The organism is Bacteroides sp. 1_1_30 (genome assembly GCF_020982715.1).
Taxonomy (GTDB): domain Bacteria; phylum Bacteroidota; class Bacteroidia; order Bacteroidales; family Bacteroidaceae; genus Bacteroides; species Bacteroides xylanisolvens.
The window spans coordinates 39195-54898 of sequence record NZ_JAJKHN010000021.1; the positions used below are offsets into that span (position 1 = coordinate 39195).

Annotated in this window: 10 protein-coding genes and 1 pseudogene; 1 reads left to right on the plus strand and 10 read right to left on the minus strand. The window is 54.1% G+C overall.

Annotation, left to right across the window (positions count from 1 at the left end; translation table 11 throughout):
* Positions 1-2 precede the first annotated feature (2 nt).
* From LPH68_RS07990 to LPH68_RS08025, 8 genes are all read right to left on the minus strand, one after another.
* Complete coding sequence (locus LPH68_RS07990) at positions 3-2585, minus strand: hypothetical protein (RefSeq protein WP_196044937.1); 2583 nt, start codon at positions 2583-2585, stop codon at positions 3-5.
* Positions 2582-3148, minus strand: coding sequence for a hypothetical protein (locus LPH68_RS07995; RefSeq protein WP_196044938.1), 567 nt, complete (start codon positions 3146-3148; stop codon positions 2582-2584). The genes LPH68_RS07990 and LPH68_RS07995 overlap by 4 nt, the downstream gene beginning before the upstream one ends.
* Positions 3138-4031, minus strand: coding sequence for a hypothetical protein (locus LPH68_RS08000; protein ID WP_008860780.1), 894 nt, complete (start codon positions 4029-4031; stop codon positions 3138-3140). The genes LPH68_RS07995 and LPH68_RS08000 overlap by 11 nt, the downstream gene beginning before the upstream one ends.
* Positions 4028-4960, minus strand: a complete 933-nt coding sequence (locus tag LPH68_RS08005; RefSeq protein ID WP_196044939.1) for a hypothetical protein — start codon at positions 4958-4960, stop codon at positions 4028-4030. The genes LPH68_RS08000 and LPH68_RS08005 overlap by 4 nt, the downstream gene beginning before the upstream one ends.
* The gene (locus tag LPH68_RS08010) at positions 4953-5633 is read right to left on the minus strand and encodes a hypothetical protein (RefSeq protein WP_196044941.1); all 681 of its coding nucleotides are present in this window, start codon (positions 5631-5633) and stop codon (positions 4953-4955) included. Before LPH68_RS08010 ends, LPH68_RS08005 begins: the two co-directional genes overlap by 8 nt.
* Before the next feature lie 83 nt (positions 5634-5716).
* Positions 5717-6043, minus strand: coding sequence for a hypothetical protein (locus tag LPH68_RS08015; RefSeq protein ID WP_048699047.1), 327 nt, complete (start codon positions 6041-6043; stop codon positions 5717-5719).
* Positions 6043-6336, minus strand: a complete 294-nt coding sequence (locus LPH68_RS08020) for a hypothetical protein (protein WP_048699049.1) — start codon at positions 6334-6336, stop codon at positions 6043-6045. Before LPH68_RS08020 ends, LPH68_RS08015 begins: the two co-directional genes overlap by 1 nt.
* Positions 6337-6385: 49 nt before the next feature.
* On the minus strand, positions 6386-11152 hold the full coding sequence (locus LPH68_RS08025) for a hypothetical protein (RefSeq protein ID WP_196044940.1): 4767 nt from the start codon (positions 11150-11152) through the stop codon (positions 6386-6388).
* A gap of 464 nt (positions 11153-11616) precedes the next feature.
* Between LPH68_RS08025 and LPH68_RS08030 the strand changes: the two are divergent.
* A pseudogene (locus LPH68_RS08030) lies at positions 11617-11852 on the plus strand (winged helix-turn-helix domain-containing protein).
* Positions 11853-12118: 266 nt separating this feature from the next.
* Here LPH68_RS08030 and LPH68_RS08035 read toward each other — a convergent pair.
* Both LPH68_RS08035 and LPH68_RS26820 read right to left on the minus strand, forming a co-directional pair.
* A complete protein-coding gene (locus LPH68_RS08035; protein ID WP_196068813.1) occupies positions 12119-13429 on the minus strand; it encodes a hypothetical protein in 1311 nt (436 codons plus the stop codon).
* A 4-nt stretch (positions 13430-13433) separates the two neighbouring features.
* Positions 13434-15704, minus strand: a complete 2271-nt coding sequence (locus LPH68_RS26820) for a hypothetical protein (RefSeq protein WP_217733241.1) — start codon at positions 15702-15704, stop codon at positions 13434-13436.

A 15704-nucleotide genomic window follows, 5' to 3' on the forward strand; every position in this document is an offset into this window, starting at 1 on the left:
GACTATACAAAATAGGTGAAGTTGAGTTCTACATTGACATTGTACATACCGCGCTCGTAAAGCTGTATCCTGCGCGAACCGCCGTAGATGGTGAACGAGGAGCCCCGGTTGTACTTGTGGTCATCGTTCCAGTCAGCGGCGCTGCAGCGCACGCTGTATCTCGGGGGCTGTATCTTGTTCGGGATGACGGCCACGATGCCGCCCCAGTTGCTGCCGTCCCTGCGTGCGGTATTGATATACCCCTGTATGGACACGATATTCCCGATCTGGCGGACAAACAGCCCCTGGGTATCTGTTCCCGAACCGCTGTTTTCCATCCGTATCCATCCTGTATCCGCCAGCAGGGGCTGGTATTCTTCCGCATAGGCGGCACCGATAGCGCGGCAGGCCTGCCGTTTTGCCTCCGCTGTCGGCAAGGACAGGTCGGAAAGTTTGCCGTCCTTGCGCAGGTAGTCCTTGACGATTTCGTCTTTGGACAGCACGTCCAACTTGTTCCGCAGGAGCTGCCGGGCTTCCATGGGGGATTTTCCTTTCCCGGTCAAAAAGTCGATGTAATCCTGGAACAGGTTTTCAAGCGCGGCGAAGCGGGCGTCCGCCCCGGCCTTGGTATACAGGTTCAGGTTGGTGGCGATGGTATCCTTTTCGGAAGCGTTGTAGCCGCCCATCAGCCGTTCCGCCTTTTTCTTGAGTTCCCTGACAACCTGTGAGGTCATCACGTATCCCTCGATCTGTGCGTGCGAAATGCCACCTTCATCTATATAGGCGAACGAACCGGTCTTGATTTCCAGCAGTTTGTCCCTGAGTTCGGGTGTGAAGACAATGCCCTCGTAAGCGGAGTCAGTCCCGAGCTTTCCGTCCATCATCCGGTCTATCTCGGCCGTGGAATAGACTTCGAGGTTCTTGCGTGCCTTGCCCTTGTCCGGAAGGTCGGACAGGTTAGAAATCTTGGCCAGTTTCAGCTCTCCGGTACCTTTCTTTTCGGCATCGAGGGTATCCCTGACGGCCGCCTGCCGCTTTGCTTTCAGTTCAGCGGCTTCCTCTGCCGTCAACCCGCTGATCTCGTCCGCCGTCAGGCGTACCAGCTCCTTCAGTCCTTCGGAGATTTCCAAAAATACCTCCCCGGCTTCCGCTTTGGAATAGACATCGATATTCTTCCGGGCGGCAGCCTTGTCCATGACATCGGAAAGGTTCCCGTCGGCGGAGAGTTTCATTTTCAAAGCCGCCGCAACGGTTCCCGATGTGACATAACCTTCGCCGCCCTCCGTCAGTTCTCCGGTAGTGATAGCCGCCAGTTTCTTCCTGTATTCGGTCGTGAAGTCTTCGGTAGAGAGCTGTTTGCCTTCTACCACATCCACTTTCTTTCCCATCGCCTCCGTAAAGGCCGTGACGGTCACATAGGTGTCGGACACGGATTTTCCGTTGATTTTAAGCGTACCGAGCACATCCACCGCTCCCAAAGGGGCAAGCACGATGTCGCCCAGAGCGTTCCTCAGCGCAAAACGGAAACTGTCAGCGGTGTCGAAGCCGACGGTGGCGAGCAGCGCGGCGGCACTGTCGCGCCAGGTAATCAGGTTTGTCAGCCTGGCATTGTCTTTCGTATAGGCGGTATTCTGAATATCGATACCCCGTCCGGTGCTTTGCAGGGAGAGCAGTCCGCCGACCTGCAGGGTGGCGGTACGCCCGATGACTTTCAAAACAGGTGTGGTGCAGGCTTTTCCGTCATGCACGGCGAAGTCACGGTATTTTGTTCCTCCGCCTTCCGTGCCGTGGTAATTGATACGGATACAACCCTCATCCGTCACATCCGAGGTGTTATAGATGTCGTATCCCTTGATGCGGACAGCCCCGATCCGGGCGTTTTCACTCAGCGAAGTACCGCAGGATATGCCGTCTTTCGTAACCCTGGCCAGTTCTTTGCCTTGTTTCATGAAACTGAACGTGCCGTCCGTCCGGATGATAATCTCGTTGACAAGCAGACCGTGCAGGTAGGCACCGATGGCGGCATGGCCGTCCGCCTTGACGATACCTTTGAGCATGTAGCCGTTCCCGCCGCTGACGGAGACGGCGGTCTTGGAACTGATTTCTTTCTGCCCGGTGAACGTTCCGGCCAGCACCAGATCCTTCTTGACGGTCTGCCGGGCAAAAGGTGTATCGAGCAGGACGGCATAGCGGCCGAAGAACTTGTCGATGAACCGGGGCGCGTAGCTCTCCGTCACCTCGATAGCCGCCGGCAGTTTGCCGGTAACCGGATCGACCGTATCCGGAACAGCCCTGGCCCCGGCACAGAGATAACAGGTACGCCCGCGCTTGTTGACCTCATTGGCGTAGACCACCGATTCATGCCGGTTGATTTCGTATATATAATAGGGATAGACGGCATCGGCGCAGCCGTCGAAACGGCGTACCTTTCCGCCGAGCCAGACATAACCCGGGGAGACGCGGGGACCCTCGATCTCGCATCCGGAGATGATGAAGTCCGAGCAGCCGTCAAAAACGGCACTCATGCTGAGAGCCAGTTCCTGCAAGTTCAGGATATCGTCCGAGTAGGTATACCGTCCGCCGGTTTCCGCAATATATTCTTTCATTGTCCTGTATTCTTATTGGGGGTGTATTCGTCTTCGTCGATCTTGATCAGGTAGGTCTTGCCTGCTGTCTTATAGGTGTTCACCACATAGGAAAGCATATAGACCAGTTCCCGCGGAGGTATGGTGACGGGCGGGACGCAGACCATGAAGTTGACCTTGTTGATCAGCTTCTCTTCCGCCAGCAGGTAGAACGGACGGGGGCGTTCCGCCTCGTTGTCCGTTGTAACCTGTTCCCCGTTGTACCATACGGTGAAAGGACGCTGGTATTCCGCCCCTTCGTGGTACAGGTCCACACCGACACTCGTGCTGTCCTTGATGAAGATGCGGTCCTTGCCGTCCTTGATGTATTTACCGAACCGGTAGTTCAGGAACCACTCGAAATAGATGACCTGCGAGGTCATGCGCGCCTCGATGTGCCGTTCCCTCGTGAAACTGCGGAACCACTCGTTGGTGCGTTGCAGCGGGTAGAGGCAGCTCTGCACGAACAGGATGAATTTCCGTCCCGACAGATAGTGCGGGACAAGGCGGTTTACGGTGCGGTCTATGGATAACTTATACCTCATGGTTTTCTATTTTCAGGATGATGGCCTCACGGAAGTTGGGCAGGCCGGCCTCCTCGTCCTTGCCGGATGATTCTTTCAGGTATCCCGATGCGGTATGGGTCATGCGGGCGACACGCTGCGGGGGCCGGATATGGCCGTCGGTATCGTGGCTGGCTATGAAGATTCCCTGTTCGGGTACCGCATTCTCGTCAATATGGACATCGGTCACATGTTCCGCACGACGTACGGCATCCGTCAGACGGGAGACATAGACGGCGGCATCGAAGTCGATTTCCATCATATAGGCGTTCAGCTGCTCCTCGATGGCGTCATATACCTCGGATTCGGGTACGGCCCCGTCATGGAAGACCGTCAGGCGCGGTATCAGCACATCGCCCTTGGTGGAGATGACCTCCACCCGTGTTCCGGCAAACTTCAACTTGCCGATATAGGCATTGATGGGTACCAGGTCTTCAGGCGGTATGGCGGAAAGGTTGCCTTTCGTGCCGGTAGCTACTTTCAGGATCAGCTTGCTGTCCAGGTTCCGGTCATCGGTACTCTCCACATACGATACCTGTGTGATGATGCGTTTGGTTTCGTCGACATTCGGATAGCCGAACGCCAGCCCGTCTTCCCGCACCGTCAGTTCGTCTCCCTGCTGATACTGCAGCAGGGCGTTGGCATAATAGGCAGGCGTACCGTTGATACGCCCGTTGATGGCTTCGGAAATATCCACCGCGAAGACATCCAGCAGGGTCTCGAAACTGTATATGGCTGCCGCCACTACCCAGAGGATGCCGTTCATGACGGACAGTTTGGAGTCGCTGGCAAACTCTGCCAGCTCCAGCCTCCGGTTGCGTTCCGCAACGGCCTCGTTGTATATTTCCTTGATCGTACGGCTCATTCCACTGTATAGGTTTTATTGTCGATGATAAACTCCCAGGCTCCGCCCTCGTTCCAGTTCTCCTCATGCAGGATGACCCATATGGCCTCCATACCCGATATGATACGGTAACGTCCGGTCGTTTCGTCCCGGTCCGGCTCCCTGTAAGTCCCCGTCGGGGAAACAGGCAGTGTCATCCGGCAGTTACGCCGGTTGCCGTAGCGTTCCACGATAGCCGTCAGGTATTCGTCCAATACGGTCGGCCTGATCCGCGCCTCCGACAGGTCGAGTTCCATCAGGCCACGGCATTCGACGAGCGGCAGGAGGTCGGATATCATGCTTCCGGACAGGTCTATCCGGTAAGTGCCCGACAAAATCCGGAAACCGTCCAGTGCAAAGGCACAATCCCGGAGCGTCAGTTCTTCCACATGCAGCTCACGGAGAAGGATGACGGACGAGGGGTTCATGCCGCTCCAGTCGATATGGCGGAACGAGGCATCGGCAAACCACCGGATCCTGCGCTTGTGGCGTACACGGCTGTCGAACGTATGGTGCAGCGTGTACGGTATATGGCCGAGAATGACGGTTTCCGCTGCACTGTCATCGCCCCAGTCGATTTCCAACGTTCCCGTTCCGGAAACCTCGCACTGCACGGACACAAGTGCCGCTGACAACGAAAATACGGCCGCCTGCGGGAGGGTGAAATGTTTGGGATAGACATGCCGTTCACCGTTGGAGGGTACAATGCCGTGCATCCCGTTATAGGCGACCACATCGGCATTGATGATGAATCCGTCGGTATAGGTCAATTCCTGCCCGGTGCGGAGTTCCGTTTCCAGTGAAAGATCCGGATTGTTGACAAGCAGGTCCACAATCCCTTCGATGCTTCCGTACAGATGCAGGGCCACATCATAGATGTTCTGTCCGGTGATGACACGGTAATTACCCATGATTGTCCTCCTTCTCCTCGGTTTCCAGCAACAGTTCTCCCGTTGCCGAGTCTATATAGGCGTTCTTGATGACGACCTTGTCCGCACCAAACTCCGCCTGCAGTTTGGCGGCCAGGCCGTTGTTCTCCATGTTGGAGTGCAGGAAGTCTATCAGCCCCACACCGGTAGTCGGATGCTGGTAGAGATTGCCGGCCACGGCCTTGAGTAGGAATGTCCCGTTCTGCATCTTGGAGGCTCCGATTCCGAAGTCCGTCTCCTCGCCGCTGTAGACAACCAGGCAGTCTTCCCGGATCAGCAGGTTATAGAGGCCGTCTTCATTCAAGGCATAGAGCGAAGGCAGGGGCACCGCCTGCTTCGTCCCGTCATCATATTCCTGCATGACAGGGAACCAGTATTTGCCGGTGGCTGCGCAACGTACATATTCCACGCCGCCGGAACCGCTTTCCATGGCAATCCGGACCGTCAATAACCGGTTGTCGGGTATATAGGGAATACGGATATGAATACCTTTTGCATCGCTATACGATGAGAGGAAGTCCGCCGGTACGGTTATCTCCCCGTGGCGGAAGTCCGCATTGTCGGCATCTTCCACGCTGTCAAGCAGGCGGAAGTTATGGAAAGTCTTTCCGGCAACCCGTCCGGACATTTCCACTTCCCCGTATTCGGCATCCATTATGATATCCTCTCTGGCCATGGTGTTGATATAAAAATCCCGGCCGCACCCAAGAAAGAGTAGCGGCAGACAGAAATTTCGGTTTATGCGTCTTTGGAGATTTCGTTATAAACCGCCTCCACGGTGCCCCACATGTCGTCGGGCAGTTCCTCGTCCGAGATCTTCTCGCAGGCGGCTTGCAGGTAGGCCATCTCGTCGGCGGAGAACTCTACCTCCAAGGGATGCTCTTTCTCTACGTCCCACTCGATACGCTTGTCTTCCGCATTTTCACGAAGGTTGATGGTTTTACGTTCCTCGTCACCGATGGCGATTTTACGCAGGATTTCCTTTTTGAGGTTGAATTCCTTGAAGTTGCCGCGTGCCGGCAGAAAAGTTGGCAGGTAAAGGCGGTCCTTGACACTCAGTTCCATTATGATTCTTTTTTAGGATTGATACTTTCACGGATATATTGCTGCATCTTGTCGAAGTCCAGAAATATGGGGCCCAGTTCCCTTCCAGCGGGAAGATTACAGGAGATGTTCCCCTGTTCCATGTAGATAATCCCGACGGGGGGTATGTTCCCTTCCGTATCGGCTTCCTTCTCGTTCACGGAAACATGAAGACGGCTCAGCTCCTCATTGACAATGGAATACTCCAATACATAGGAGGCGTTCTCTGTCTTTTCTTCGGCGGTCTTGGTGACAGTGATGTTGGTAATGTTCATACGCTTTGGCTTTTTAATAAGTATAGGGCAAGGCTATGGATTCCGGTTACTAGCTGTTGTAATTTAATGCCTGATAGTGGAATGACGGGTAGTTGCAGCAAAGAAGGGTCAGTGAATCCCCTCTCTCCATACCGTAGTTTGTCGTGCCCCCGTTCTGGTTCCTCACATTCATGATATTCACGTGTCCTCCCCAGTTATAACTGTAGAACAATGTGAACACGTAAGCGAAATCCGATGGAAGGCTCGAATACCCGAACATGCTCGCGACTGACGATGCGTTCGGTAGATTGATGTTATAAGTGGCGTTGGCGTAAAGGCAAAAGATGTTATTGTCAGAAAAATCAATGCTATAGCCGGAACCTGTGAAATAGATCCTTTTCATTTTGAGACCGATGATGGCTGGTGCGACCAATGGGGCATTGGACCATACCCCATAGTTCCGGTGACCGTTCTTCACATCAATATACAGCCCGTAGTTGTTCGTATATGAATTTACCTTGCTGTTGACAATGCGCCCCGTTGCGCAGGTTCCACCCGAGGTGGCAGGAAAAGTGTTGGCTCCCAACAGAACGTAGGAAGTGGTGTTTCCCACACGGAACAAATCATTGTAGATGGCAAGCCCGCCACCGGAACCACTGCCCGAAGCGGTAGAGCCGATACGTCCCTGACCGATGGAGAAGCCCCCGACGGTTCCGGCGTTGGCATTGATGGTTCCGGTCATAGTCACGTTACCGCCGGCGTCCCACTTGATATTCTGGTTGGCAAGATACCCGGAACCGTCAGCTGCAAACGAGATCTTCCCGCATCCGAACGCGGCGGAACCGTCAGCCTTCAATCCCCAGTAATCTTTTCCCGAGGAAGGATTGTCATGATAGATATAGCCGGATGCACTGATGACAATGCGGTGTCCGGAACTTGGAGCCGATGCCGTAAGCGAGCTGGTACCTAACGCCCATCCGCCAATCTTGCCGGCCACGGCCGTGATGCCAGTCCTGTCAAGGGTGACCTTGACGGAATTGCCCGCATCTCTGACCGATATGCTGCCGTTATAGGAACTGCCGCCTACCACCAGTGCGCTGTCCACGACTATCTGGTTCGCCTTTACCGTACCGGTATAGATCCCGTTGGCATCGATGGTCGTGGTATACTTCTCCGTCGATGTCAAATCAAAAACTGTTGCATAGGCCACATACCAGGTCAGCGGTGCGGAAGCCGTTCCCTGTGCCCCGTCGATATAGAAGAAATGGGTGGTGGAGAAATTCGAGGTTCCGCAGACGACCTTGTAGACATACTCTTTCCAGTCTCCCGTTCCGGCTGTGGGGGTGAGCCAGCGGCTCGATCCGCCTGTACCGATATTGTTGCTCGCCCAACAAATGTTGCGTCCCGTCGGTATCTTGGCGATGATACGGGCTACCAGCACCTTGCGTGAGCTGCAAGTCGTTCCGAAATAGAATCCCCCGTTGCCAGGGCTGGCCGTACCCTTGGTCTGTATCTTCAGTACATACTTACTGTCATTGGGTGCGGTCGAATTCTGCTCCCGGGTAATCGTCACCATACCGTTACCGGAATTGTTATAGATACCGACACCATTGTTCCCTTTCCAGAAAGTGGGGTCACGGTAAAGCATCTTGCCGAACGCCATGGCCGAGGCGAGTTCCTGGGCGGTCGTAATACCGGTCGTCCACTGTGCCGACACGGAAGAGGCGAAGGTGACGGAACCGGAAGCGTTCCATGAGATGTTGCCGCCCGCAATCTGCCCGCTACCGTCGTGGTTCAGTTTCCATTTTGTACCGTTCGTGATCGAACCGTCCGAGCCCAACGAGATGTTGTTCTTCCAGATGTGGTTATGGTCGAATGCCCACCCGGCGATACGGTTATAGACCTCCTTCGCTCCGCTTTTGGTATAATTGGCCGACAGGCAGAAGTATTCCAGATGGTCCCAGGACATCATCTGTATGCCGATGAATCCCGTCTTGACCGTATTCCCGTTTGCCGCAATATGGCCGAAGACAATATGGCCGGCATTGCTGCTCTGATGCCAGGTCAGCGTAATACCAAATGGCTTGTATCCTCCCGTGTACCAGTAACCGCTACCGGCTGATGCCGAACGGATCTGCAAGGGGGTGGCCCCGGACGCTCCGATGTTGCCTACCGTAATGTTGTCACCGCCGATGGTAAAGCCTCCGATTTTCCCCTTGGTGAAGGAACAACTCAGACCATTGATATAGGTCGTATTGATGATGGAGGATTTGATACTGGCTGCATCGAGCTTGGAGGCATTGATACTGCCCGCCGCAATACGGTCGGCCGAAAGCGTCCCGACCTTGATGCTGGATGCGTTGATGCTGACGGCATTGACCTGCGCCGCCGTCAATGTTCCGGTGTAAATTCCGGTAGAGCTGATGTAAGTCAAAGGATGGGCGGCAAGGACACTGTCGCTGCCTTGTGCCAACGCGATAAAGCACCTGCGCCGTATCTCTTCCTCCACGGAGGCGGTCAACGTACGGGGAGCCGGAGCGTTTGCTTTCCTGGAACCGCTCTGGAAAATCAGATCCGAGTTGTAGGCAATCTGGGGGGCTGCCGGTATGGGGGACGGGCTCATGGCACTGCTGACAATCGGCTGGTCGGAATAAATATGGTATACCGCGCCTGTCATCCCGCCGCCACGGAGGAACACGGCGAACATGCAGCTGTTGCCGCATAGGGCTGCCCCGGCAAACATGCGGCAGTACATCTCGGAAAGTTCATAGATGTCCCACGAATAGGCAATACCACCCCAACCGCCGAAATTGGTTTTGACAAGCAGGATCAGTCCGCCTTTATGGGTGGAGGTGTTCCAACTGGCAGGAGCCTGCTCGCTGTAACTGCGACGGATCAGGATATCGCGCTTGACGGTTTGTTCGCCGCCTTTGAAAATGACCGGATAATATACATTTTCCTCTCCGTTGATGACGATTTTGTGGTAGTAGGGATAGCCGTAATTTGATTTCTTGGCCGCCTCTATGTCGTTTTTCCACAGCAGGGAGACAGCGGAGGAAAACGAGACTTTTCCGGCCGCATCCCACGAAATGTTTCCGGAAGCGACCTGTCCGCTGCCGTCATTGTTCAGTTTCCATTTTGTACCGTTCGTTATCGAACCCTCGCTGCCCAACACCACGTTGCCTTTCCGGATGGAAGACACATCTATCGTCCACCCGGCGATATTGTTCTGTGAACCGAGACGGGCGATACATGCCCCCGCGCTGTTGGTCGCGTACAGCCCGAAATCACTGTCGCTGCCATAATACAGCTGTACCCGTTGTCCGGCTGTCGCGCTGGAGTTCAATCCATAGACCACCAAGCGGCTGTTCCCGCTGTCAAGCAGGATATGGCTGCCGCTCAATGCCGTCGCTCCGATCGTCCAGCCTCCTATCTTGCCTTTGGTGACATTCAGCGTAAGGGCTTCGATGTTGCCTGCCGTAACCAGCGAGGCTTTCACGCTGGCCGTATCCAGTTTGGAGGCGTTGATGCTGCCCGCCGCTATACGGTCGACGGAAATGGTGCCGGCAGTAATCTGACTGGCGGTAATGCTCCCGGTATAAATACCTGCCGCGGTGATTTTTGTCAGTTTGGGATAGGTGTTACCACCCAGAGCGGTGGTTATGGAATCAATCGGGGCTGTCCATTGAAGGGAAACGGAAGCGGCGAAAGTAACATTTCCGGAAGCGTCCCACGCGATATTGCCGCCCGCCACCGCACCGGCTCCCGTCGATTCAAAACGCCACTTATAGCCACGGATACCCGTTGCCCCGACAGTCATCGATCCGGATGCTGCCGTATAGGTGTTGGCAGTATTCTTCTTCGTACCGCGATAGATGCTGTCACTGTCGATACTCCATCCTCCGATGGTTCCCTTGGTGGTCGTGAGGGTCAGGGCATTGATGTTTCCGGCGGTGATGAGCGAGGCTTTCAGGGAAACTACATCGATACGCAAAGCTGAAATTGTTCCCGAGATGATTTGCGAGGCATCGAGATGCAACACTTTCACGGTATCGGCGGAGAGTTTTCCGGTAAAGATACCGTCCTTATTGATATAGGTTGCACCGGCCCAGTTCAGACTGACATCAGCTCCGAACTCGATTTTGCCCGTGGAAGCGTTGTATTTGATGGACTGGCTGCCGTTGCCTAACTGCACATTGCCCCCGTTGTCTACGTAAAAGGTCTTGTAACCGTCCTTGAAGCCATGGATGCCACCAACCGTTTCTACAGTAACCGTTCCGGAAGCTGTCTTGACGGAAAGCGGGAATGAACCGATGGCAATACCGGAAATAGTATCGTCGCTGTTCTTGATACCGGTGAACAGTTTCGGGGTAATGACCGTATTGTTGTTGATAAGTGTCTTGCCCGTGTTCCACTCCTTGACCCAGCCGAGCATGGAGGCATCTGCACCGTCTTTTCCCGGCGTACCGGATTTGGCTTTCGACCAGGCAAATGACAGGGTATAGGTAGCTCCGGATATGATGACGGGAATGGAAACCGTACCATGGTCGGCCAGCGTGGCCGTACCCGCCGCAATAGTATAGGTGATGGTCTTGTTGCTGTTGTTGACACGGATGGAAGAGAACCCGGCAGGCTTGACGACCGTACCGATGGAGAAGCCGGTAAAGCCCGAATCCCCGAGCGTGACTTTGACGGCGGAAGTGACGGATACGGTGGAGAGGATCTTCCCGTCCGCATCCGCGGGGAAGACATATTCTCCAAGCGACTGGCTGATGGTATAGCCGTCTTTCTGTATGTGGATTGTCGCCTGGCCACGGGCAACCAATGTCTTTGCCATATATGTTCTTTACGGAAAGTATAGGGCGAAAGAATGGCGGCGGGTTGCCGCTAAACTGGGAAATCAACACGCAGAACATGAAGGGGAGGATAGCAATATCAACACAACCGTGGCGGACAGGATAAGTTTCCCTTTGGACAGCGGAAAGGCCAAAAGCCAGGGAATAGAGGATAAAAATTCAAGGATGGATACCATAAAAGCGGATATAAGTTCAGGTGTTTATTTGAATACGGACGGGAATAATATTATACAACAAGCCCTGTAAAAGGATAACTGTACAACAGGAACATCCCCGGCTGACCGGTACATACATTCAATCTTGCGGAATACTAAATTTTCTTTAGTATGTTAAAGTAACACAAAAGGGGGAGGGTAAATTGCAATCCAACAGTAAATTCGTGTCAATGGATTATAAATATCAGTACATTTGATGTATAAAAAACAACTTTATAAGAAGGAAAATTATGAACAAGCACATTATTGGCGAAATGCAGGAATCTTATGGCGTTTCCTAAGTACAGACGCCCATAAAAGATGGGAAATCGCGGAAGTTAAAAAAGGTACTGGTATGGATGACATGGAACTGGCCAGCGCGATCGGATGGCTGGCACGTGAAGATAAAATTCAGTTTGAACTCCAGCATCCAAATGGAAAAGATAAAAAGGCATACATATATCTTATGCTGAACGTGTATTTCTAAAAACAGGCTTCCGGTGGTGAGCCGGATGAAAAAAGAAGGTATAAAACAGAAATGGTGCCGGTTGTTTCCTTATATAGCATACATGGAACTGACCGATCTGAACAAATATCCGGTTTTACGTTTTGGGGAGTAAAACCGGATATTTGTTTTCAAATTAATACTAATCAATATTTTATAATATATAACAAGCGTCATGTCATGTCCATACACGGAGCCGGTGATAAGTCCCCATCAGTCGTCTCCACAAAAGACTGTAAAGTTTCCTGTTATTTCGACACCTCGCACATGAGCACGCCCTTACCGGTCACATCAGCTTTCGATACAGTGATGGATTTTCCCGTATAGGTCTTTATGACCGATGTTCCGGCCGGGTTCCATAGTTTCCACGTGTAAGCGTAGGCTGTGCCGCCGGCATCCAGTTCCTCCCCGTTACGGTACAGTACCGCCTTGGCATCGACATCGTTGCCGTTATTCTTGATTGTAAACCCTTTCTGGCTGACCAGATCCACCGTGATGGGATCCGACATGTCCGTGAACGAGATAATGTCGCAGACCACCTTGTTTGCCGAACTGTTGCCTGCGGATGTATCCGTATCCTTGATGGCGCATTTGAATGTCTCGAAATTCAGCACGGCATCCGCCGTAATGGTAATCTCGTTCGTGGTCCAGCCTGCCGTCACTCCACGGGGATTGGTGGAAGTCAGGCAGGCCCATCCGGCACCCAGCATTGCATTGTAATACGGGCAGGATACCGGACTGCCAGAAGCACTGGTCCCCGTAAGTGCCGAAGTCAGCGTTACCACTTTGGTTGAAGCGCTTACCGCCGATATGGTGTACTGCACGGAACCGATCGAGATTTTACCCCCGGCTTCCATATTGGTGACGGAAGCGACGGTAACGGTGGTTGCGCCGGCTGTTGCCGTAGCTGTAAGTGTCGTGTTGGCGAACACTGCGGAATCTTTGATGCCCCAGGCATAGGTTACATTTGTCGTATCGATGGTGGCGCCCCGCCATAGGTCGCAGTGCGCCTTGAGCGCAGCCACTTCATCGTTCTTGAAGACAATGCCGTCGGGAGCATAAGCCACGGCGGCAATCATCGCCCCCGCGTTCAGATGCTGGGTGAATTGGATATCCGCCCGGAAAGGGATCTCCAACCCGTTGGCATCGATGTATATTGCCTCGAAGGTATACCGTACCTGCGGGGCGGAAACGGTCATGTGGTTTGCCTTGACGGTCAGGGCGTATTTGGCGGAAGCCGCACCGATCGTGCAGCTGTCCTGTCCTGAAGTTATGGCCTTGCCGTCCTTGTACCATTTGGCGGAGCCGCTCTTGACACCGGCTGTCAATGTCGCCGCGTTGCCGACGGATGAGATCTGGTCTACGGCCGCCTTGCCGCTGACAAACAGAGAAGGGGTCAATATCAGATACGGGGATGCCGCCCACGAGGGGGCATACGCGCCGGTATCCTTGTTGAATACCTGGGTCAGCGGTTGCGAGGAACCGATAAACGCCTGTAAGGAGACAGCATCATTCTGGTCGATGATGGTGACTTGTCCGCGTGCTACTTTGATTGCCATATGCTTATTGTAATGTTGTCGATATATTCACTTCGCAGTCGAAAACGGCCTTGCGCCATACGTCCCCGCCGGTTATCTCTATCTCCCTGCCGGAATGCGGTGCGGCGTTCCATATCCTGTCGCTCTCCGTATCGCGGCTCGTCCGTATCCAGCGGAAATTGCCGTCGGGAATGAGCGGTGTGATCTCTTCACCGCCCCTGTACACCCTGGCACGGAGCACCGTCGAGATGATCCCGTTGCGGAATGTCGTGCCGTTTTCAGACTCCACATAAACAGTATAGGATGGAGAGCCGTCGTAAAGTTTGAAAAAGGTATGGGTCGCGCTGACTTTTTCATTGCGGTATGTTGCCGTGTAGCGGAGGGTCAGCACGTCTCGTCCTTCCCATCCATGAAACGGGGGTGTCATTTCAAACACGGCGGCATTGCATCCGGCATCTTTCCATATCCCGTCAGCGGCAAGGTATTCCCACTGCCGGCTTTCCGGCTCAAAATTGTATTCGGTCGCCACAAGCGGGATATTCTCCGGCTCACATGCGCCTGAAAGCCCGTCCGTGAAATGGAACGCCGTGCCGCCTGTCAGGGAGACGGAACGGGGCTTGAGCAGTTCCTGCGCCTCCTCATCGAGGTCTTCCCAACGGATGGCCACATCGCGCAGTTCGATGGTATCCTTGCCCCACTTGAAACGCCCCGAAGCGAAATGCCCCGTCCCGTCCGGATTGATGACGAAAGAACCGTTCCGTGAAGCGATCGAGCCGTCTTCGTTCAGCCGCAACAGAGGATTCTGTATGGTACCTCCGATACCTCCCTTATTGAACCAGGCTCCGTAATCGTCCGTGTAGGACAAGGCTTCATCGGTCGCCTGATAGGGGGTCACGTTCTTTCCGGCCTCCAATTGGGGGGCGGACAACGACAAGGGGGCGGAAGCGGCAATGCCGAGATACATGACCGGTGAATCCGACTTGCGTATAGGGAAAGGGATACTATGGCGTATCCACCCTTTGCCAGCGGTCGCCGTCCGCTCTCCGACAAGGTGTTCGTCCTGATAGAAGCGGATAGTCGCCGTCTCTTCCGTTTTTATCCAGACCGAGAAGCAATAACAGATTCCGGCATGAGCCTCCCGCCATGCGGCACTTTGCATGGTAAGGAGACTCTCTTCCGTTATCCGTATGCACCGTCCGAGTCCGGCGGGAGATGTTTCATCTAGTTCTTCCGAATGGCTGAACCGGCAGGACAGGCTGTCGGGTATGACATTCTTATGGATTTTGCCCACATAGAACGTGCTTGAAAAACCGTTCCCATCTCCTGCGGTAAGCGTGCCGGCTATATTGACATTGCGTGTGGCATAGAGATTCTGGAAATAGGCCCCGTAACCGTCCAATATACCGAAGACCGGATCGATGATGCCGCTGACCTTTCCCACACGGGCCTTGCTCGCCTCGCTGAAGGCGGATACGGAGGCAAGACGGACAATGTTCAGGTCGGCGGTTTCACACCAGTCCCCCTCAGCGGTCAGGCTTGATGTCAGGTCAAGAAACAGACTCCGGCTGTACTGTGCCGGGTAATCCACGGTGATGACCCATAACTTGTACTTCCATTCCCGATCGATGGAGATTACATCTTCCGCATCCGTCTTTTCACGGTTCGTATAGCCGAACCGTATCGGTACGGAGTCCGATGCTTTGGAGGACCTGGCCTTGAACGATACCAGCAGGCGTTCCGGATGCCCGACCGGTTCTTCCAATGTCAGTATCAGCCCGTAAGATGCGTTTCCTGCCGGTTCCGCGTTGCGGATAATGCGGACAATGCGTGTCGCTTCCGAAACGGCATCCGGATATTCCGTTTGCAGCATGCTGCCATAAACGGCGTACCTGGACTTGTCCGGCACTCCCGCCATGCCTCCGTCCATAACGGGATAGCACAGGGAGCGTTCGGTCGCTATGCCGTCGATGACATCCATATAGGGTGAATCGCTGTCAGAAGCCGTCAGGTACAAGGCCCCGCTGCGTGCCGTATCGAACAGGTTGGTAACCCGCACGAAGTCCAGCAGTTCACCGCCCTGCGGCTCGTCCCCGTCCAGTAATGCCCCGACGAAATAAGGGGCGTCCCTGTCCCCGACAAGCTCCGTTCCGGTTTCTGTCACGCATATCAGCGAATAGACGGTACGCTCCCGTTCGGCATATTGCCTGCGGATGATATCCCCGGCTTGCAGTCCTTGTATCTTCTGCGAGTCGGGGGCGATACGGATCTTGTATGTCGGATAACGGAATACGGACAT

Coding starts and splice junctions, on each gene's coding strand:
- LPH68_RS08015 (WP_048699047.1), bottom strand. CDS start 6,043: ATGGAACTGAGTGTCAAGGACCGCCTTTACCTGCCAACTTTTCTGCCG.
- LPH68_RS08035 (WP_196068813.1), bottom strand. CDS start 13,429: ATGGCAATCAAAGTAGCACGCGGACAAGTCACCATCATCGACCAGAAT.
- LPH68_RS26820 (WP_217733241.1), bottom strand. CDS start 15,704: ATGTCCGTATTCCGTTATCCGACATACAAGATCCGTATCGCCCCCGAC.
- LPH68_RS08025 (WP_196044940.1), bottom strand. CDS start 11,152: ATGGCAAAGACATTGGTTGCCCGTGGCCAGGCGACAATCCACATACAG.
- LPH68_RS07995 (WP_196044938.1), bottom strand. CDS start 3,148: ATGAGGTATAAGTTATCCATAGACCGCACCGTAAACCGCCTTGTCCCG.
- LPH68_RS08005 (WP_196044939.1), bottom strand. CDS start 4,960: ATGGGTAATTACCGTGTCATCACCGGACAGAACATCTATGATGTGGCC.
- LPH68_RS08010 (WP_196044941.1), bottom strand. CDS start 5,633: ATGGATGCCGAATACGGGGAAGTGGAAATGTCCGGACGGGTTGCCGGA.
- LPH68_RS08020 (WP_048699049.1), bottom strand. CDS start 6,336: ATGAACATTACCAACATCACTGTCACCAAGACCGCCGAAGAAAAGACA.
- LPH68_RS08000 (WP_008860780.1), bottom strand. CDS start 4,031: ATGAGCCGTACGATCAAGGAAATATACAACGAGGCCGTTGCGGAACGC.
- LPH68_RS07990 (WP_196044937.1), bottom strand. CDS start 2,585: ATGAAAGAATATATTGCGGAAACCGGCGGACGGTATACCTACTCGGAC.